The sequence below is a fragment of the Ruegeria spongiae genome, assembly GCF_023502395.1.
Taxonomy (GTDB): Bacteria; Pseudomonadota; Alphaproteobacteria; order Rhodobacterales; family Rhodobacteraceae; genus Ruegeria_C; species Ruegeria_C spongiae.
This window is the reverse complement of sequence record NZ_JAMFMB010000006.1, coordinates 75,500-95,105: the sequence shown is the minus strand read 5'-3', so window position 1 is coordinate 95,105 and position 19,606 is coordinate 75,500. Positions and strand designations below refer to the sequence as shown.

Here is a 19,606-nt window from a genome sequence, read left to right as displayed (position 1 = left end):
GAGAGTGAATGGACTACGACGCGCTGCTAGATGCTGAGACACAGGAGTTCATCCGCAGAACTGCGGAATATTACCCCGACGATGCGGTAAGCCTGTCAATCGAAGAGCAGCGGCAGGTCTATGACCGGATGTGCCACGCCTTTCGGCAAAGCGAAACCGAGGGAATCCCCTCTGAGGACCTGGATGCAAATGGCGTCCGGGTCCGCGTCTATTCAGCGGGTCAGCCGACCCGCACGGTGATCTATATCCATGGCGGCGGCTTTGTGCTGGGGGGCCTCGACAGCCACGACGACGTCTGTTCCGAAATCTGTGCCCAGACCGGCTATCGGGTGGTGTCCATCGACTATCGGCTCTGCCCCGAGCATCGGCACCCGGCCCAGTTCGAGGATTGCTGGGCCGCGAGTGAATGGGCGGCGGACACCTATGGCGACCCGATTGTGCTGGCCGGTGACAGTGCAGGCGCGACACTGGCCGCCTGTGTCGCGCATCATGCGCGCGGGCGTCTGCAAAATGTGCTGGGGCAGGTTCTGATCTATCCCGGCTTCGGTGGTGACCGCGACCAGGGGTCTTATCTGGAGCATGCCCACGCCCCGATGCTCAGCCGTGCCGACGTGAAGTTCTATGCCAGCATCCGCAGCCTTGGCGAGGAGCCAACCGACGATCCCACCTATGAACCCCTGCAGGACAGCGATTTTTCCGGGTTGCCCCCGACGGTGATCATCACCGCCGATTGCGATCCGCTGCGTGATGACGGCCGCGATTATCGCGACCGGTTGCTGGAAGCGGGCGGCAAGGTGTGCTGGATCAACGAAGAGGGGCTGGTGCATGGCTATCTGCGCGCCCGCCACTCCGTACCCCGCGCGCGCGCCAGTTTTGAGCGGATTTCCCTCGCGATCGAGGCGTTGGGGCAGGGGCTCTGGCCTTACGACTGACGGGGGTGGGGATCAAGGCGCTGCTGGCGCCTTGTCGCCGCTCTCAGCGCAGGAAAGGCTCGGCCCGCATCGTTTCGGCCAACGGAGCGCCCAGCCGTGACAGAATCGTCGGGGCCAATTGCACCTGCTCGATTACCGCATCGCTCTCTGGCCCGTCGGCGTCTCCGAAATAATACAGCGCGGTTTCCTGTTGCAGTGGGTCGCGCCCACCATGATGGCCGCGCGCGTCCTGACCGTGATCCGCGGTCACGATCACCTCATAGCCCATCTGACGCCAGCGCGGGATGAAGGGGGCCAGCATCTCGTCCATCACGAAACAGGCATGGTCCATCTCGGGGCAGTCGTGAAAGAACCGGTGCCCCATACTGTCCAGCGTGCAGGTGTGCAGCAGGCCGTAATCGAGGTCGAACCGCTGGCACAGATTGGTCAGCGAGGCAAACAGGTCGACATCGCATGGCGTCATCTGGTTGGCGTGGCCATAGCCTGTCATGCTGTGGAACCGGCCATGGTTGATCGTGGCGCTCTCGGGCTCGTCATATTCCACGTCACGGACATGGTCGAACGGGTGGCGGTTGAAGAACTCGGACCAATAGCTATGCGCAACCGCCCCGGTCACCCCGCCCGCCGCGCGGGTCTGCGAGAACACGTCCTTGTGGCCCAGCCGGAACACGTTGCCATTGCCGGTGCAGCCATGTTCCGCCGGCACCACCCCGGTATGGATCGAGGCATAACAGCTTGCCGAGGTCGAGGGCAGCACTGCACGGTGCTTCCAGACCCGCGCCTCGCCGGATACCACCCAGCCTTCGAGATTGCCGAACAACCTGCGGAAATTGCGCCAGGGCACCCCATCGAGAATGATCAGCAGCAGTTTACGGTCCATGGCACTCTCCCTTGCCTTTGGTGTTTTGTGGCGAGCAAATCTCGGTCAGGCAATGGGGTATCGTCGCGCGTGTAGGACGTTGCGCTGGTCCCGATCAGACCAGCCCATACATCCGCGCAAAAGGATCGTTGGTCTTGTCCTCTTGCCAGGTGTATTCGCACCATCTGGCAACATCTCTCGCGGTGTCCTGCCCATGCATCAGGGCGATGGCCCCAAGCGCCATATCCATCCCCGCCGTGACCCCGGATGAGGTGATGAAGGGACCGTCCTCGACCCAGCGCGCCTGCCGCTGCCACTTCACCTTCGGCCCCTGTTCCTCGACCCAGGAAAATGCGGATTTGTTGGTCGCGGCTTTGCGCCCATCCAAAAGACCTGCCCGCGCAAGCAGGGCGCTGCCGGTACAGACGCTCAGCGTGTATTCGGCCTGCGCCGACACCTCTGCGATCCAGCGCAGAAGGGGGCGGTTGCCGATTTCCTTGCGCGTCCCCGCACCGCCGGGAACAAAAAGGATGTCATAGGTGTCGTCATCGTGGAGTCCGTGTTCGGCATAAGCGGACAGGCGCTGGTTGCTGGCGACGGGTCCCGGCGTCTCAGCGACCATGCACAATTCGTACTTGTCGGGAAGCAATCCGAACATTTCCATCGGCCCAAAGACATCGAGCAGCTCGAAGCCTGGAAAAATCAACACGCCAATTCTGTGCATGGCATACTCCTCCGCCAACTTTCTGAACTGATGACAGGCGCGTCCATAACGGCCCGAATCTAAAAACGGCGGGTCAGACCCGCCGTTTTGAGGGTTGAATACGGACTCAGTTCCCGGCGCTTTCCATCTTGCGATGGGCGACCACCTCTTCCAGCCAGCCCAGCTTCATCTCGGGCACCGAACTGAGCAACAGGTCGGTATAGTCGTCAAAGGGCGGGCTGAGTACCTCGGATTTCGAGCCATAGCGCTGCACCTTGCCCTGATACATCACCGCGATTGAATCGCTGATGGCGCGCACCGTTGCAAGATCGTGGGTGATGAACAGATAGGCCACATCCTCGATCTTCTGCAGGTCCAGCAGCAGCTTGAGAATGCCATCCGCCACCAGCGGATCGAGCGCCGAGGTCACCTCGTCACAGATGATCATCTTGGGCTTTGCCGCCAGCGACCGCGCGATGCAGACGCGCTGTTTCTGACCGCCCGACAGTTCCGCCGGGTAGCGGTCCATGAACTTCTCGCCCAGTTCGATCTCGTCCAGCAGATCGATGATCCGCTTGCGCTTTTCGCTGCCACGAATGTTGAAGTAGAACTCCAGCGGGCGGCCGATGATGGTGCCGACGGTCTGGCGCGGGTTCATCGCCACATCCGCCATCTGGTAGATCATCTGCAACTCGCGCAGGTCCTCGCGGGTGCGGCCTGCCAGATCGCGTGACAGGGTGCGCCCGGCAAAGTCGATCTGCCCGTCACTGGGCGGCAGCAATCCGGTGATAACCCGCGCAAGCGTCGATTTGCCCGACCCGGATTCGCCAACAACGGCCAGCGTCTGGCCGGGATGAAGATCGACCGTCACATTCTTGAGCACGTCGAAATTCAGACCCTTGTAGCGCGCCGTGATGTTCTTGACGCTCAGCACCGGTTCCGGCGTGGGATTCTTTTCCTCATGCTCGATCGACCGGACCGAGACCAGCGCCTGCGTGTACTCTTCCTTGGGACTGTTGATGATCTGATCGGTATGGGCATATTCGACCATATCCCCCATCCGCAGCACCATGATGTCGTCGCTGACCTGCGCCACAACCGCAAGGTCATGGGTGATGTAGAGCGCGGCAACACCGGTGTCGCGAATGGCTTCCTTGATCGCCATCAACACGTCGATCTGTGTGGTCACGTCAAGCGCTGTGGTGGGCTCGTCAAAGACCACCAGATCAGGTTCGGGACATAGCGCAAGCGCCGTCATGCAGCGCTGCAGCTGACCGCCCGAGACCTGATGCGGAAACCGCTTACCGATATTGTCCGGATCGGGCAGGCCCAATTTGGCAAACAGCGTGCGAGCGCGTTCCTCGGCCTCTTTGCGGCTGAACTTCTTCTGTTCCACCGCAGCCTCGACCACCTGATCCATGATCTTCTTGGCCGGGTTGAACGAGGCCGCCGCCGATTGCGACACATAGGTGACCTCGGCCCCGCGCAGGTTGCGGATGTCGCGGACCGATGACTTGAGGATGTCACGGCCATTGACCCAGACCTCGCCGCCGGTGATTTTCACACCACCCCGGCCATAGGCCATCGAAGCAAGGCCAATGGTCGACTTCCCGGCCCCGGATTCACCGATCAGCCCCAGCACCTTTCCCGGCGCGAGGTCAAAGCTGACCCCGTGCACGATTTCGATGTCATGGGGCTTTTCGCCCGGCGGGTAGACAGTTGCGCCAATCTTCAGGTCGCGGACCTTGAGAAGCGGATCGCTCATCCTCGGCCTCCTTTCAGCGATGTGGTGCGGTTGAGTACCCAGTCGGCCACCAGGTTCACCGAGATCGCCAGCGTGGCGATGGCGACAGCCGGCAGCAGGGCGGCGGGAATGCCGTAGACGATGCCCTCCTTGTTCTCTTTCACGATGCCGCCCCAGTCCGCCTCGGGCGGTTGCACGCCAAGGCCAAGGAACGACAGGGTGGACACAAAGAGCACCGCGAAGATGAAGCGCAGCCCCATCTCGGCGATCAGCGGGCTGAGCGCGTTTGGCAGGATTTCCCGGAAGATGATCCAGCCGATTTTCTCACCGCGCAGGCGCGCGGCCTCGACATAATCCATGACCGAGATATCCACCGCCACGGCACGGGCCAGACGATAGACACGGGTGGAGTCGAGCAGACCCATCACCAGGATCAGGATCGGAATGGTCACCGGCATCACCGACAGCACCACCAGCGCAAAGATCAGCGTCGGGATCGACATGATCAGATCGACGAAGCGCGACAGAACCTGATCGACCCAACCGCCCATCACAGCGGCGAAGAAGGCCAGAACCGACCCGGTCACGAAGCTGATGATCGTCGCGGCGGTGGCGATGAAGATCGTTGTACGCCCGCCATAGATCATCCGGCTGAGCAGATCGCGCCCGATATTGTCGGTGCCCAGCCAATATTTGGATGAGGCAGGCTCCCACACGTCGCCCACCACCTCGGCCATGCCGTAAGGGGCGATGATCGGCGCGAGCAATGCCATGAGAAAATAGACGGCCGTGAGGAACAGCCCGATCAGTGCAGAGATTGGGATATTCTTCATTTCGGATGCCTCAGTCTCGGGTTCGCCAGGATCGAGACGATGTCAGCGATCATGTTGAGCAAGATGTAGACCGCCGCAAAGATCAGGCCGCAGGCCTGCACCACGGGCACGTCACGTTTCGACACGTGATCGACCAGATACTGTCCCATGCCGGGATAGACAAAGACCACCTCGATCACCACAACGCCGACGACCAGATAGGCCAGATTGATCATGACCACGTTCACGATCGGCGCGATGGCGTTGGGAAAGGCGTGACGGTAGATGACCTGAAATCCGCTCAGACCTTTCAGTTCGGCGGTTTCGACATAGGCTGACTGCATCACGTTCAGGATCGCGGCGCGGGTCATGCGCATCATATGCGCCAGAACCACAAGCGTCAGAACGATGACCGGCAGGGCGATGGATTGCAGTTTCTGACCCAGGCTCATGCCGTCATTGATCATCGCGACCGACGGGAACCAGCCCAGTTGCACGGCCAGATAATACATCAGCAGGTAACCGATCAGAAATTCCGGGATCGAGATCGAGGCCAGCGTCACCCCCGAGATCAGCTTGTCGGGCCAGCGGTCCTTGTAGCGCACCGCGATCAGGCCCAGCAGGATGGCCAGCGGCACCGAGATGATGGCGGCCCAGAACGCAAGGAAAAGAGTGTTCGACAGGCGTTGCCCGATGCTCTCGGCAATGTCGCGCCCGTTGGTCAGCGCGGTGCCCAGATCGCCTTGCATTGCACCAAAGAGCCAATCGAAATAGCGCGTGACGGGTGGGTCGTTCAGCCCCAGTTCTTCACGCAGGTTTGCCAGTGATTCAGGGGTGGCTGACTGGCCCAGAATGGATTGTGCCACATCGCCCGGCAGGATCATCGTGCCCGCGAAGATCAGGATCGAAGCGGCGAGGAGGAGGAGGAGGCTCAGCGCGAGGCGCTGAGCAACCAGTTTCACTACGGGATGCATACTCTGGGCCCTTAGGCTTTCCAGGTCTTTTTAGGAGCATACCAGTTCATCATTGCGCCATTCGGATCACTTTCCCAACCCTGCACATTGTTCGACACGGCGTCGATGAAGTCGTTGAACATCGGGCAGATCAGACCGCCTTGCTCGTTCACCATCCGACCCATCTTGGAGTAGATCTCCTTGCGCTTGGCCGGGTCCAGTTCGGCCTTTGCCGACAGCAGCATCTCGTCGAATTCGGTGCGTTTCCAGCGTGTGTCGTTCCAGTCTGCGGTCGACAGATAGGCCGTGGTGTACATCTGGTCCTGCACCGGGCGGCCCGACCAGTAAGAGGCGCAGAACGGCTGAACGTTCCAGACTTCCGACCAGTAGCCGTCATTGGGTTCGCGCTTGATCTCCAGCGGAATACCGGCGGCCTGCGCCGATTGCTGGAACAGGGCTGCCGCGTCCACCGCGCCGGGGAAGGCGCCATCGGCGGTGCGCAGGATGATGGGCGAGCCGTCATGGCCGGACTTGGCGTAATGCTCCTTGGCCTTTTCCAGATCAAAGGCGCGCTGCGGGATCGTGTCATCGAACAGCGGATAGGCTGCGTTGATGGGCATATCGTTGCCGATGCCACCGTAACCACGCAGGATCTTGTCGACCAGTTCCTCGCGATTGATCGCGTATTTCAGCGCCAGCCGCAGTTCATTCTCGTCGAACGGGGCGGTGTCCACATGCATGATGAACACATAGTGACCACGGCCCGACACGCTTTTGACGGACAGGTTCGGTGCGCGATCAAGCAGCTGTGCGATCTTCGGTTCCACCCGGATGATCGCGTCAACCTGGCCGGACTGCAACGCCGCGGTGCGTGCGGTTGCGTCGTTGAGGGTCAGAATCTCCGTGCTTTCGTAATGCCCCATCGAATCGTCCCAATAATTGGGGTTCTTGACGAAGCTCATGCGCACGCCCGGCTCGTCCGATTCAAGCACATAGGGACCGGTGCCGATTGCGGCGTTCGGGTTGTCAAAGCCACCATCGGGCTGGATCACCAGGTGATAGTCGCTGATCAGATAGGGCATGTCCGCATTGGCCGAGCCCAACGTCAGTTCGAACGTGTCGCCATCGGTGCGCATCGACTCGATGTCCTGCACGATGCCAAGCGCACCCGATTTGGAATCCTCGTTGGTGTGACGCTCGATCGTGCGCTTCACATCCTCGGCGGTCACGGGCTGGCCGTTCGAAAACTCGATGCCCTGGCGGATCTTGAAGCGCCAGGTCTTGGCATCTGCCGAGCCTTCCCAGCTTTCGGCGACCAGGCCTTCCAACTCGCCATTGGCGTCCACTTCGACCAGGGTTTCACCCCAGTGACGGCCACCACCGATCGGCACGTCGGATGCATAAAGCGCCGGGTCCTGGGTGTTGGTGCTTTCACCGCCCTGGATGCCCATTTTGAAGGTGCCGCCCTTGACCGGGCCGGCTGCCTTGACCGCGCTGGCAAACATGGTGCTGGCAACAGCGGTGGACACACCCAAGGCTGCGGCTTTGCCCATGAACTCACGGCGGTTCATTTTTCCAGCCGTCACGCGGCCGGACATATAGTCAAGTTGGTCGTTCATCGAGATCTCCCGGTTGAGAAGCTGCGCGCTTGGCGCGCGGTTTTTGTTGATTGGCGAGTCAAGGTTTGCGTATTTCGCACCGCCCGGCAAGGCTTAATGTCCGGTATGCCCTCCATGGGACACTCTTGCGCTTTGCTCTGGTCCTAATGCGGTGTCGCATTGCGTGGTGATAGTGTCGCTTCCCCGCTTGAATCAATGGTGCGCTTGGCACCGGACCGGGGGTCGACCCGGTTTGCCTTTTTCATGTTTCAAAGGGAATTGTGCCAGGCGCAAGTGCCCTGATGACCTCATTTCGAGGCTGGGTGCAGGCGCTGCGGGGCAAGTTGATTCCTCCTTCTTCGGGTCGTTCGGGCCGCATTCAGTGCCTGTCTGCAGTGTCCAACCAGATCGTTACCGGGCCGCTATTGGTAAGCTCAACCGCCATATCCGCGCCGAACACCCCCCGTTCGACCGGGATGCCGTGGCTGTGCAGTTGTTCGCCAAAGACCTGATACAGGCGCTTGCCCTCATCGGATGCCGCCGCCTCTGAAAATCCGGGTCTGTTGCCGCGTCTGGTGTCGGCGGCCAGGGTGAACTGGCTGACAACCAGCGCCGCGCCACCGGTGTCTTTCACCGAAAGGTTCATCTTGCCCGCCGTATCGCGAAAGATCCGCAGTTTGGCGATTCTGGCGGCAAGCTGTACCGCTTCTGCGTCGTTATCGCCCCGCATGGCGCACATCAGGATCAGCAGGCCTGCGCCGATCTGACCGACCGTTTCGCCTTCGACCGTGACACGGGCCTGTGTCACTCTCTGGATCAATGCGCGCATCTCGCCAACGCTCCCTTGTTCAACCGTCGTGCCACTGCGTGAACGCATCCAGTTCAGCCCGATCGGTGCGAAACCCGTTGGCTGGATGCGCGGTGTCGGAATAACCGAACGAGATCGCACACAGCACCAGAAAATCCTGCGGAATGTCAAAATACCGGTGCAGGAACGGGCCATGGCTGGCCACCGCGGCTTGCGGGATCGTCGCGATGCCAAGCGCCTGAGCGGCCAGGCAAAAGGCGGTGACGAAGCCACCGCAATCCATCGCCCCATAGGCGCCCAGTTCCGCCGGGCTTGAGATGACCGCGCAATGCGGCGCGTCGAACAGCGCAAAGTTCCGCATCATCTCACGCGCCGATCCCGCCCGGTCGCCCTTGGTGACCCCCACCGCCTCATAGAGCGCCCAGCCACAGGCGCGCCGCCGGTCCTGAAAGACGCCGCTATAAGAGCCGGGAAAGGGCAGATCGGGTTTCGGTGCGGTGCTTTGCGCCTGTTCGATCAGCGCCGCGCGAAACCGGTCGGTCGCGGCACCACGGGTCACATCGACCCGCCAGGGCTGGGCATTGCACCAGCTTGGCGCCCGGCGGGCGGTGGCAAGGACCTGCGCGATCGTGGCTTTCGGTATCTCGGTGGGCGCGAAGGCGCGGCAGGAGTGCCGCTCTGCCATCAATGCGTCCAATGCCTGCAGGTCCATCCGCTGCCCCTTCATGCCTTATTGATTGGTCGCGACCACATATCCGACGCCCGCCGCTACCAGCAGCCCGAGGGTGACCGCGATGGTGATCTTGATCACCGACCAGGGGCGTTCGCCCTGCACCCGGCCGGTCCGGCCATTCACCACAAAGCGGTACGTCTCGCCGCGGAACTTGTAGGCCGCCAGCCAGACCGGCAGCAGGATATGCTTGAAGGTCACATCCGAGACGGCGGTTTCGATCCCGTGGACGCGCTGCCGGTCGCCGCCGATGTCAAAGCGTACATCGCGGTCGATCACCCGGTCCATATGCGCGCGCGCCTCGCCATAGCCCTCTTTCAGCTCGACCGTATAGGCCTCGGCCCGGAACCCGGCCAGATATTCCGGCTGATACGGCTCCAGCGCGGGCAGGTCCCAGGGTTCCAGCGCGTCGGTGTATTTCTTGGGCAGCGAACGTGAGGCCAGCACCAGCACATCGTCAAAGAACCGCGCCACGCGGCCCGATTTCGGTGACCAGCGTATTTTCGGAACCTGCTGTTGTACCTTCTTGCCATCGCGCATGACCGTGCGGGTCACGTAATAGACCACGCCACGTTCGCCCCGGTAGCGCGATTTGGTATCCGCGTCGAAGGTCCAATAGGGCACATAGATGCCCTGCATCTTGCGCCCCTTGCGGGCGTAGTCCTGCAACCCATTTGGTGCAAACCAAAGCGCGCCCAGCCAATCCGACATGGCCTTTTGTGCGGTGCGCTCGTCCAGTGCGAAAGGCAGCACGCCGCGCGGCTTGATGTGGCGGTTGATACCGGTGCCGGTCACCACAGGGGTGGCGCAGAACGGGCATTCGGCGGCATGGCTGTCGGGGTCAAACTCGACCTGCGCCGCGCAATTGGGGCATGACAGCACGCGGGTTTCTTCGATCTCGGCCTCGGGCAGGGCCTGCGCCATGGCGGTGTCGAAATCCAACTCGCGCAGGGCGCCGCCCTTCCACGGCCCGGCGCTGATCTGCTCGGAATGGCCACAATGGCCACAGACCAGCCCGCCGCTTTGCGGATCAAACCGGTAATCGGCCCCGCATTGGTCGCAGGGAAACCGATGCTCAAGCTCCGCCACGGGTCAGATGCCCGGAGGCGGCGGTGGCAGAATGGTAAACAGCTGCGCCAGTTCCTGCACGTCCTCGGCGCGTTTCCAGCCGTCCTGACCAGCGGTCCAGACATAGGTCTCGCGGGTGATCTCTCCGGCTGTGGCCATCCGCCCCAGCTTGGCCTTGGAAAACGGCCCCGAGGTCTGGCCCTCCACCGCGATATGCCACACATGCTCAACGGGGGGCGGGGGTGGCGGTGCCACGGATGCTGCCGGTTGCGTGGCAGCGGGGGCGGGCGCGCCCCAGGGACCGCTGGGTTGCCCCGCTGCCATGTTCCCCATTTGCTGCGCCATCGCCATGCCCATTCCCATGCCAAGGCCCGCGCCCATACCGCCACCCCCGCTCGGGTTGGTGGCAGCAGCGGTCATCGCTTCGGCGGCGGAATATTGCGTGAACTTGCCCAGATCACCGGCCAGCCCCATGGATGTCCGCTTGTCCAAGGCTGCCTCGACTGCAGGCGGTAGCGAGATGTTCTCGATGTAGAACTCCGGCATCTCCAGCCCGTAGCTGTCCAGCACCGGCGAGACCTCTGCCGCGATCAGCTTGCCCAGATCGGCGGTGTTGGCGGCCATGTCCAGCACCGGAATGCCCGAGCCTGCGATGACACGGGAAAACTCCTGCACGATGATGTTGCGGATCTGATAGCTGATCTCGTCCATGGTGAACTCGCCGTCGGTGCCGACGATCTCGATCAGGAACTTGGCCGGGTCCTTCACCCGCACCGTATAGGTGCCAAAGGCGCGGATGCGGGTGGGGCCAAATTCCGGGTCCCGCAGCATGATCGGGTTCTTGGTGCCCCATTTGAGGTTGTTGAACCGGGTCGTGTTGACGAAATAGATCTCGGATTTGAACGGGCTCTTGAAGCCGTGATCCCAATGCTGCAGCGTCGTCATGATCGGCATGTTGTTGGTCTCGAGCATATAAAGCCCCGGCGTGAACACATCCGCCAATTGCCCTTCATGCACAAACACTGCCGACTGCCCTTCGCGCACGGTCAGCTTGGCGCCGTATTTGATCTCATGGCCTTCGCGCTGGAACCGCCAGACCATGGTGTCGCGGGTGTCATCGACCCAATGGATGACATCGATGAATTCACCGGAAAGAAAGTCGAAAATACCCATGGTCAATCGTTCTCCTGTCTTTGGGCCTATGAAGACGGGCCCGTAAGTTCCAACGCAATTTGCTGGGTTATCGGGCGGGCCTCGTCGGCGGTCATGCCCTGCCGCAGGCGCGGATCATAGAGCATTTTCAGCAGTTTCTCGTCATGGCTGGTCAGCAGCGCAAACTCGTCATCGTCATTGAAGATCGAGGGCCGCGCGGCGGGGCTGTCATTGGGCAGTCCCAGCCCTTGCGAAATCTCTTCGTGGATGCAGCTGAGCCGCACCAGATCGGGGTGTTCGGCCCGCACAAGCGCCACCGCGCGGGTATAGTTCTGCGGCGCGCCATTGCCGGATACAGCAACGACAAGGCAATAGAACGAGCGCGGGAGATCGTCGAACAGCACCAGTTCATTTGCGCTGATCGAGGGGATAATCTGTTTCAATCGCGCCTGGACAAATGCGGTATCGTCCTCGCCCGCCACAAAAACGTGAAAATTCGGGTTTCGGCTGCCGGCGCTGATCGGATGCCCGGTCAGCCGCGCAAGGCGGTCCGCGAAATTGGCGACATTCTTGCGGTCCTGTTCGCGCCGTTCCAGCGGGACCGAGGCACCGAACTCGGTCCTGATCCGCACCGGGCCGGACCAGCGGCTCAGCCGTCCGCTGGCGCGGCGGCTGGACAGCGGCGTTGCGGTCTGGGCGTATTCGTCGAAAAAAGCGATCACTTCGAAATTGCGCACCAGATCTTCGGAATCATAGGGCGTGTCGGGGCCGCCGCCATCCACGCGCAGCAGCCCGCGGGTCAGCAGATCGTTCTGCACCTTTTCGTAGTAGCGCGCCAGATCCTGGCTTTTGGCCGAGGGCGCGACCACGACCGGCTTTGCCGGGACCAGCCCTTCAGGGCGGAGGGGCGGCGTCAGCGAGGTTTGAAGGCCCTGCTCACAGGCGGCAAGCAGCACCAGGGCAAGGGCCGTGGCCCCGATCCGGGTCGCACGGACCCGAGAATGTGCCCCAGCGCGCCGCACCGAAGGTCAGCCGGGAACCGCTGTGGATGCGGTGTCGCCCAGACCGTCCTTGCGCGCCTTGGCCGAAGCCAGCGTATCGCGCAGTTCGGTCTCCATCTTTTGCAGTTCCTCTTCGGCGGCGGCGCGTTTGGCCTTGCCCTCGTCTGCGATCTGCAGGCTTTCGTTGATGGTGCCGATCAGGTCGGCATTGGCCTGTTTGACCGCTTCGATGTCGAAGACGCCGCGTTCCATTTCCTGCCGGATCATCTTGTTGCTTTCACGCAGATTGGCGGCATTGGCGGTCAGCAACTCGTTGGTCAGGTCATTGGCGTCGCGCACGGCGGCGGCGGCTTCGGCGCTGCGCTGGATGGTGACGGCCTGCGCCAGCTGGGTCTCCCAGAGCGGTACGGTATTGACCAGCGTCGAGTTGATCTTGGTCACCAGCGACTTGTCGTTCTCCTGCACCAGTCGGATCGAGGGCAGCGACTGCATCGTCACCTGCCGCGTCAGTTTCAGGTCATGGACCCGGCGTTCCAGATCGTCGCGGGCGGCACGCAGGTCGCGCAGCTCCTGCGCCTTCATCACTTGGTCTTCCTCGGGCGCAGCCGCGACTGCGGCTTCTTTTTCGGGGATGTCGGTGCTGTCCAACTCGGTCAGCTTTTCCTCGCCCGCCGCGATATACAGCGCCAGCTCGTCATAAAATCCCAGCGTCTTGTCATAGAGCAGGTCGAGCGATTTGATGTCTTTCAGCAGCGTATGTTCGTGGCCCAGCAGGTCATCGGTGACTTTATCGATCTGGCCCTGCACCTCTTCGAAGCGGGCGGTGAATTTGGCAAAAGGCGCGGCCCGGCCCATCAGCCGTTCCCACCAGCTTGCCTTGCGCCGCACATCCAGCTCGCTGACCGAAAAGCCGCGAATGGTGGTCACGATGTTGCGCAGACTGTCACCGGCAGGACCCACATCCTTGTTGCGCACATCGGCCAGCATGGCCTGACTGATTTCCTGCAACTCAGCCTGCGCGCCGGACCCGAAGGACACGATCGAGTTGGTGTCGTCCATACTGATCTCGTTCATACGGCTTCGGATTTCGGCCTTGACCGGTTCGTCGGCCTCTTCCAGCGGAACGATGGCGTTTTGCGGTTCCGGCAAGGTGATCGCGGTCACCTCATCGACGATTGCGGTCGCCTCGGCGGCCTTTTTGCGGACGGTATCGGACATGAATCTCTCCCCTAATTACTCAGACGTGCCGGTCAGTCCAGCTGCACGCCTTCGCGCTGCAACCGTTCCCGCAGCACGTCGATTTCAACAGTCAGGTCGCTGCGGTCATCCAGCAGCATCTTGCGGGTGCGCGCGGCGAAGTTCTGCTCAAGATCGTCCAGCAGCGCAGTGTAATCGGCCAGCGCCTGCGGATCGCTGGTGCGGGCATGGATGTCGGCAAACTTGATCGAGGCATCACGGGCCCCGCGCAGATAGACGGTCAGATATTTGCGCGCGGCGGTCAGGTCGCGCGGGTCTTCCTCGACCGTGCGGAACAGCTCGCGCGCGGTGGTCTGGAACCGTTCGACCCGCGCCTCGACCTTGCGATCACCGGCGCGTTTGATGGCATCGCTCATGTCGGCCAGCAGCGTTTCGGCTTCATCGACGGCGCGGGCGACGCGATCCTGCTGGAAGGTGTCGATGCCTTCCATGCCCTTGTCCTGCATCGGGTCGAGGCCAAACGCCGTCCCATGCAGCACTGCCGTGGCAATACCATAGAGAGCCGGAGCCAGCAGGCTGGCGGACCCGGCATCGAGCATATCATTCTTGTAGGCGGCCAGACCGATGCCCAGCCCGGTCAGGGCCGAGGCGAAGATCTTGCGCGGAAAGGCCGGGCGGCGGGCCACCTTGCGGGCGTGATAGGCGCTTTCGGCGCGCAACCCCTCGCGCAGCACCCAGGCCGCCAGCACCAGCAGGGCGGCGGCAACCAGCCCCAGAGTCAGGCCAACCGCCCCGTCATTGAGCGAAAAGAACGCAATCAGCAGCGGTGGCAGGAACAGGATATTTGTGCGGAATCCCGCCGGATCGACCCGCGCTCCGTCGAACTGGCCGCGCTGGTTGGGGATCTGTGTGGTGTCATCGGTCGATTGCGGGCTGTATTTCCCGCCAAATTTCTGTGCCATGACGTCAGAGCCCGCCGATCCAGCCGGTGGCGACACCCAGCATCAGGATCAAAAGCCCTATAAAGGCGGCCTTCTGGATGCCAGATTGAGACATGACTCCCCCGATTGCGGCTACGTTGACGCGAATCTAGGCGATGCAGGCGCGCCTTGCTAGGGGGAAGGTTGCGCTAAAGTACTCATGAGCGTGGGTTTTTGGGCGCGCTCGTGCGGTGACGTTGCGGCCTGACGGGGCGTTTGCCGGTGGGTTTGCCCGTTGGCTTGTCGGCAGGCTTGACTTCAACGTCCAACCCAAGCTGGTCGCGCAGCACCCGACGGCGCACCTCTTCGACCTCGCCCGACTTGAGATTTCCCAGCTGGAACGGGCCATAAGACACCCGGATCAGCCGGTTCACGGCAAAGCCGATATCCTCCATCGCACGGCGGATTTCGCGGTTTTTGCCTTCGCGCAACCCGATGGTGATCCAGGCATTTGCGCCCTGTTGGCGGTCCAGGGTCACGATCATTTTCTGGAACCGCTCTCCGTCGATCACCAGACCCTGGCGCAGCGGTGCGAAATCCTCGTCTTTGGGGCGGCCATTGATCCGGACCCGGTATTTGCGCAGCCACCCGGTCGAGGGCAGTTCCAGCTTGCGCTTGACGCCGCCATCATTGGTCAGCAGCAACAACCCTTCGGAATTGAGGTCGAGCCGACCGACGGTCATCACCCGCGGCAGTTCTTCGGGCAGCCCGTCATAGATGGTGGCGCGGCCTTTCTCGTCGCTGGTCGTGGTCACCAGCCCGGTGGGCTTGTTGTAAAGCCAGAGCCGCGCGGGTTCGGGTTCAGCAACGGGTTTGCCATCGACGGTGATCTTGTCACTGGCAGTGACGTTCAGCGCCGGGCTGTCGATCTTATTGCCGTTTACGGTGACGCGACCGGCCTCGATCATGCGTTCGGCTTCGCGGCGCGAGGCGATCCCGGCGCGGGCCAGAACCTTGGCGATCCGGTCGCCGGGAGGGGGTGTGGTGCTCATGGCCGGGCTTTAGACCATTTGCCCGGCTTGCGAAACCCGAAGATGTGCGGCAGTCAGGGGCATGGTGTTCCGATCCCACATGGCGCAGGCCCTGGACGAAGCGCGCGCGGCTGCCAAGCGCGGCGAAGTGCCGGTGGGTGCCGTGATCGTCGCGCCGGACGGGACCGTGGCCGCCGCCGCCGGGAACCGGACCCGCGAACTGAACGACCCCACCGCGCATGCCGAAATCCTTGCCCTGCGCTCCGCCTGCGCCTCTGCCGGGTCCGAGCGGCTGACCGGGCATGACCTTTTTGTCACGCTGGAGCCTTGTGCGATGTGTGCCGCCGCACTGGCCGCTGCCCGGATCGGGCGCATCTACTACGGTGCCGCCGATCCGAAATCGGGCGGCGTCGCCCATGGCGCGCGCGTGTTCAGCCACCCTCAGGCGCATCATGCGCCACTTGTCTACGATGGGATCGGCGCAGAGGAGTCCGAGCGTCTGCTCAAGGCGTTCTTTGCAGCGCGGCGTTAGGTCTGCGACCACTTCAATGCGAAGGTCGTGTGTTCACCGGGCAAGCCCTTCAGCAAGACCGACCGGGAGGCCCCGAAACTCAGATCGCCCTCGCTGCCGGCCAGCAGTCGCGTCGCATCGGACACACAAATCTCACCCGGCTCGGCAGAGGCGGCAACCCGTGCCGCCTTGTTCACGACCGTTCCGAAAAAATCGTCATCGGTCTGGATCACGTCGCCTGAATGAATTCCGATGCGAATCCGAAGCTGTGGGTCCTCTTGCTGTGTCCGGTTGCGCCGCTGCAACTCGGTGGCTGCCAGCAACGCGGCCCGCGCAGAAGAGAAGCTGGACATCGTTCCGTCGCCCAGCGATTTTACCAGTTGACCACCTTGACCCTCGATCGCATCACGGGTCAGGTCGAGGTGTTTTCGAACCGCTTCGGTCCAGACCCGATCCCCCAGCGTTTCTGCGATGGCAGAGGAATTGACGATATCCGTGAACATCACCGATGCCATGCCCTCGCGCTGGCCCTGACGGAACCCGTCCCGCGCCGCGTCGATCAGCGCCTCTAGCGCTTTGTGTTCGATGCCGATCTTTTCCATATTCGGTATCGGGTTGGACACGTGGAACTGGATCATCTTCCACAGCCCGTCTTCCAGATGCAGGACAAAGGTGAACCGGTGCAGCATCGCCTTTTGGTTGCTGGCAAAGCGCAGCGTTGCGATGCAATGCGCCCAGCCGACCGCGCCGCATTCGAAGGCCTCGAGGCTGTGTTCGTCCCAGTCAAAATCCGGGATTTCGGCCACATGATCGGGAAACCCCTTGCGAAACAGCGCGCCGGACCAGCTTTCCCCTTCGGCCGTGCCCTGATACCGCAGGTGATCGGAGCCCGACAGCATGTTGGACAGCACGGCCCTGTCCTTGGTTCGAACCGCATGATTCCAGCGCTGTACGACAGCGATCAGTTCCGGCGAGGGGCGAACAGGCCGGGTCATGGACTTGCCCGCGTCATACGGGTTTCACGACAAGCTCGCGCGGGATATCGGCAAGCGGGCGGCCCCCCTGGGGTGTCACCACAAAGCTCTCGGTGATCGCCAGGCCCCAATCCGGTGTCCAGAGGCCGGGCATCAGGTGAAAGGTCATGTTTTCTTCGAGCGGGGTTGTGTCGCCGGGGCGCAGGCTCATCGTGCGTTCGCCCCAGTCGGGCGGGTAGCTGAGCCCGATGGGATAGCCGGTGCGATTGGCCTTGATATAGCCTGCGCGCTCGAAGCTTGCGTAGACACAGGCGGCGACCTCTTCACAGGTCACACCGGGGCGGGCGGCGGCGAGCGTGTCGTCGATGGCTCTCAGGACTGCGGCCTCGGCGTGGCGGATGTCGTCCGGCGGCTCACCCAGAAACAACGAGCGGCTGGCCGGGCAATGATAGCGGTGAAAGCACCCTGAAATCTCAAGATAGGTCGCCTCACCACGGGTGAGCGGGCGATCGTTCCATGTAATGTGAGAGGCCGAAGCCTCTTTGCCTGACGGCGCGATGGGCACGATGGCCGGGTAGTCGCCGGGTAGGTCCGGTAACCCCGAAACGCCCGCCGCCTGCACCTGAGCCACCAGTTCGTGCTTGGGAGCGCCTTCGCGAAATCCCGCGCGCAGCACCTCGTGCATATGCGCCGTAAGCTGCCCGGCCTTGCGCATCATCTCAAGCTCTGCCGGGCTTTTGACGGCGCGTTGCCAGTTCACCAGTCCGGTCGCGTCCGTGAGCGCCGCGTCGCCAAAGGCCTGCTGCAACACATGATGGCTGGCGGCGGAATAGTAGTAATTGTCCATCTCGACGCCCAGATTGCGCGTCCAGCCGCGATCGCACAGCAGCGTCACAAGCGCTGCGACCGGGTGGTGATCGGGGTGCTGGACATGCTCTTCCGGCCAGTCGTGCAGGTCTGACGGCGCCAGCCACGTCGTCTGTGCCGCGCCGGGCTTGTCCTGCGTCCGCCCCCACCAGAGCGGCGCGCCGGTTGTCGGCAGGATCACCATCTGCGGGACATAAAAGCTCCACCCGTCATAGCCGGTCAGCCAGGCCATGTTCGAGGGATCGGTGATCAGCAGCGTGTCGATGCCCTGCGCGGACATGGCCGCGCGGGTTCTTTCTATCCGGTGGTCATACTCGGCCTGCGAGAAATCCGAGGCGGGCATCAGAGTGGGATTTTCTGCATGACAACCGGCTCAATCACATCAACACCGGGCAGCCCGTCGATCAGGTCCTGCGCCGATTGTTCGAGGATCGGGAAGGTCTTGTAGTGGCAGGGGATCACAGTCCGGAAATTAAAATACCTCTTGGCAGCATAGGCCGTGCCCTTCATGTCCATGGTGAAGTGCCCGCCCGCGCTGAGCACGCCGATATCGGGTTGGTAATAGTCGCCCATCCACTCCATATCGGCCATGATGTCGGTATCGCCCGAGAAGTAGACGGTCTTGCCTTCGGCCCGCAGCATGAAGCCCACCTCGCTGCCGCCTGTGCGCAGCCCCTCGGGGGTGGAAAAGGTCGAGCTGTGCGAGGCAGGCACCATGCTCAGGCTGACACCGCCCAGATCGACCGTGCCGCCTTTGTTGAAACCTACCGTTTCGATGCCTTCAGCCTCGCTCCAATAGCCCATCAGGTCGTATTGGCCCACGACAGGTACACCCAGCTTCTTGGCCAGAGGCAGCACATCGATCACATGGTCGAAATGGGTGTGGGTCAGCAGGATATGGCTGGCCCCGGCGATGGCGGCATCATGCTTGTCCTCGGGCAGGACCGGGTTGCCGGTCAGCCACGGATCGAGCAGCAGAACCTTGTCGCCGGTCTCGATCCGAAAGCTGCCATGTCCAAGCCAGATGATGTTCATGCGATCACTCCTCTTTTCCCTGTTGGCGCCAGCCTAGCATCGGCTAAGTAAAAAGCCATGGAGTGGGTGCGCGAAATCGATGGCTATTGCGAACGGCTGGGGCCGCAATATTGGGCCGAGCCGGTCAACGCGGTGACCAATGCCGCGTTTCTGATCGCCGCCTTCATCATGTGGCGGCGGGTGCGCGGGCAAGGCCTGGTGCTGGCGCATGTTCTGGCGGGGGTCCTGGCGATGATCGGGGTAGGGAGCTATCTGTTTCACACCTATGCGCAGGTCTGGGCGGCGATGGCGGATGTGATCCCTATTTTGCTGTTCATTCTGGTCTATTTCTACGCGGTCAATCGCGATTTTCTGAGGCTGAGCCGCTGGCCCGCTTTGGCCCTGACGGCGATGTTCGTGCCCTATGCGGTGGGCACCGCACCGCTCTTTGGACTGGTGCCGGGACTAGGCGGGTCGTCTATCTATGCACCGGTGCCGTTGTTAATCTTGATCTTTGCGGCTGGTCTAAGGTCGCGCGCGCCAGAAACGGCAAGAGGCATGGCAATTGGCGCGGCGATCCTGATCGCGTCGATCACCTTCCGGTCGCTGGATGACCCAATCTGTTCGGTCCTGCCGATGGGGACGCATTTCCTGTGGCATATCCTCAACGCGATCATGCTGGGCTGGATGATCGAGGTCTATCGGCGCCACATGATCAGAAGGCGAGGGTGA

The 19,606-nt window shown here is 62.2% G+C and carries 20 protein-coding genes; 3 read left to right on the top strand and 17 right to left on the bottom strand.

Features of this window, described 5'->3' with window-relative positions:
• Positions 1 to 8 precede the first annotated feature (8 nt).
• Entirely contained in the window at positions 9 to 932 is a 924-nt protein-coding gene (locus M3P21_RS06800; RefSeq protein ID WP_249707944.1) for an alpha/beta hydrolase, read from the top strand.
• A 43-nt stretch (positions 933 to 975) separates the two neighbouring features.
• On the opposite strand, the gene M3P21_RS06795 is transcribed toward M3P21_RS06800, so the two are convergent.
• The 14 genes from M3P21_RS06795 to M3P21_RS06730 form a co-directional block, all read right to left on the bottom strand.
• Entirely contained in the window at positions 976 to 1,812 is an 837-nt protein-coding gene (locus M3P21_RS06795; RefSeq protein ID WP_249707943.1) for an alkaline phosphatase family protein, read from the bottom strand.
• A gap of 94 nt (positions 1,813 to 1,906) precedes the next feature.
• Positions 1,907 to 2,515, bottom strand: coding sequence for a DJ-1/PfpI family protein (locus tag M3P21_RS06790; protein ID WP_249707942.1), 609 nt, complete (start codon positions 2,513 to 2,515; stop codon positions 1,907 to 1,909).
• 106 nt (positions 2,516 to 2,621) lie between these two features.
• Positions 2,622 to 4,259, bottom strand: coding sequence for an ABC transporter ATP-binding protein (locus tag M3P21_RS06785; RefSeq protein WP_249707941.1), 1,638 nt, complete (start codon positions 4,257 to 4,259; stop codon positions 2,622 to 2,624).
• Entirely contained in the window at positions 4,256 to 5,071 is an 816-nt protein-coding gene (locus M3P21_RS06780; RefSeq protein ID WP_249707940.1) for an ABC transporter permease, read from the bottom strand. The genes M3P21_RS06785 and M3P21_RS06780 overlap by 4 nt, the downstream gene beginning before the upstream one ends.
• Positions 5,068 to 6,024 carry an ABC transporter permease gene (locus M3P21_RS06775; RefSeq protein WP_249707939.1) on the bottom strand — a complete coding sequence of 319 codons (957 nt, stop codon included), beginning with the start codon at positions 6,022 to 6,024 and terminating at the stop codon, positions 5,068 to 5,070. The genes M3P21_RS06780 and M3P21_RS06775 overlap by 4 nt, the downstream gene beginning before the upstream one ends.
• A gap of 11 nt (positions 6,025 to 6,035) precedes the next feature.
• Complete coding sequence (locus tag M3P21_RS06770) at positions 6,036 to 7,622, bottom strand: ABC transporter substrate-binding protein (RefSeq protein WP_249707936.1); 1,587 nt, start codon at positions 7,620 to 7,622, stop codon at positions 6,036 to 6,038.
• A 358-nt stretch (positions 7,623 to 7,980) separates the two neighbouring features.
• A complete protein-coding gene (gene dtd / locus M3P21_RS06765) occupies positions 7,981 to 8,430 on the bottom strand; it encodes a D-aminoacyl-tRNA deacylase (RefSeq protein ID WP_249707935.1) in 450 nt (149 codons plus the stop codon).
• A gap of 19 nt (positions 8,431 to 8,449) precedes the next feature.
• Positions 8,450 to 9,121, bottom strand: a complete 672-nt coding sequence (locus tag M3P21_RS06760; protein ID WP_249707933.1) for a nitroreductase — start codon at positions 9,119 to 9,121, stop codon at positions 8,450 to 8,452.
• Between the two features lie 18 nt (positions 9,122 to 9,139).
• A complete protein-coding gene (locus tag M3P21_RS06755; protein ID WP_249707932.1) occupies positions 9,140 to 10,228 on the bottom strand; it encodes a TFIIB-type zinc finger domain-containing protein in 1,089 nt (362 codons plus the stop codon).
• Positions 10,229 to 10,231: 3 nt separating this feature from the next.
• The gene (locus M3P21_RS06750; protein ID WP_249707930.1) at positions 10,232 to 11,380 is read right to left on the bottom strand and encodes an SPFH domain-containing protein; all 1,149 of its coding nucleotides are present in this window, start codon (positions 11,378 to 11,380) and stop codon (positions 10,232 to 10,234) included.
• A 26-nt stretch (positions 11,381 to 11,406) separates the two neighbouring features.
• A complete protein-coding gene (locus M3P21_RS06745; RefSeq protein ID WP_373319962.1) occupies positions 11,407 to 12,381 on the bottom strand; it encodes a DUF2927 domain-containing protein in 975 nt (324 codons plus the stop codon).
• Between the two features lie 6 nt (positions 12,382 to 12,387).
• Positions 12,388 to 13,578: a toxic anion resistance protein gene (locus tag M3P21_RS06740; protein ID WP_249707927.1), complete on the bottom strand. Its 1,191-nt coding sequence runs from the start codon at positions 13,576 to 13,578 to the stop codon at positions 12,388 to 12,390.
• Positions 13,579 to 13,610: 32 nt separating this feature from the next.
• Positions 13,611 to 14,519 (bottom strand): 5-bromo-4-chloroindolyl phosphate hydrolysis family protein, encoded by a 909-nt coding sequence (locus M3P21_RS06735; RefSeq protein ID WP_249707925.1) that lies wholly within the window; start codon positions 14,517 to 14,519, stop codon positions 13,611 to 13,613.
• A gap of 176 nt (positions 14,520 to 14,695) precedes the next feature.
• A complete protein-coding gene (locus tag M3P21_RS06730) occupies positions 14,696 to 15,529 on the bottom strand; it encodes a pseudouridine synthase (protein ID WP_249707923.1) in 834 nt (277 codons plus the stop codon).
• Positions 15,530 to 15,590: 61 nt separating this feature from the next.
• Between M3P21_RS06730 and M3P21_RS06725 the strand changes: the two genes are divergently transcribed.
• Positions 15,591 to 16,040, top strand: coding sequence for a nucleoside deaminase (locus tag M3P21_RS06725; RefSeq protein ID WP_249707921.1), 450 nt, complete (start codon positions 15,591 to 15,593; stop codon positions 16,038 to 16,040).
• Here the strand turns inward: M3P21_RS06725 and M3P21_RS06720 are convergent.
• Genes M3P21_RS06720 through M3P21_RS06710 form a run of 3 tightly spaced genes read right to left on the bottom strand, consistent with a single transcriptional unit; the run spans position 16,037 to position 18,895 of the window.
• A complete protein-coding gene (locus M3P21_RS06720; protein WP_249707919.1) occupies positions 16,037 to 17,014 on the bottom strand; it encodes a nuclear transport factor 2 family protein in 978 nt (325 codons plus the stop codon). The genes M3P21_RS06725 and M3P21_RS06720 overlap by 4 nt on opposite strands.
• Before the next feature lie 13 nt (positions 17,015 to 17,027).
• Entirely contained in the window at positions 17,028 to 18,203 is a 1,176-nt protein-coding gene (locus M3P21_RS06715) for a M24 family metallopeptidase (RefSeq protein WP_249707916.1), read from the bottom strand.
• A complete protein-coding gene (locus M3P21_RS06710; RefSeq protein ID WP_249707914.1) occupies positions 18,203 to 18,895 on the bottom strand; it encodes a metal-dependent hydrolase in 693 nt (230 codons plus the stop codon). Before M3P21_RS06710 ends, M3P21_RS06715 begins: the two co-directional genes overlap by 1 nt.
• 57 nt (positions 18,896 to 18,952) lie before the next feature.
• Here M3P21_RS06710 and M3P21_RS06705 point away from each other — a divergent pair, with 57 nt between their 5' ends.
• Entirely contained in the window at positions 18,953 to 19,606 is a 654-nt protein-coding gene (locus M3P21_RS06705; protein WP_249707912.1) for a ceramidase domain-containing protein, read from the top strand.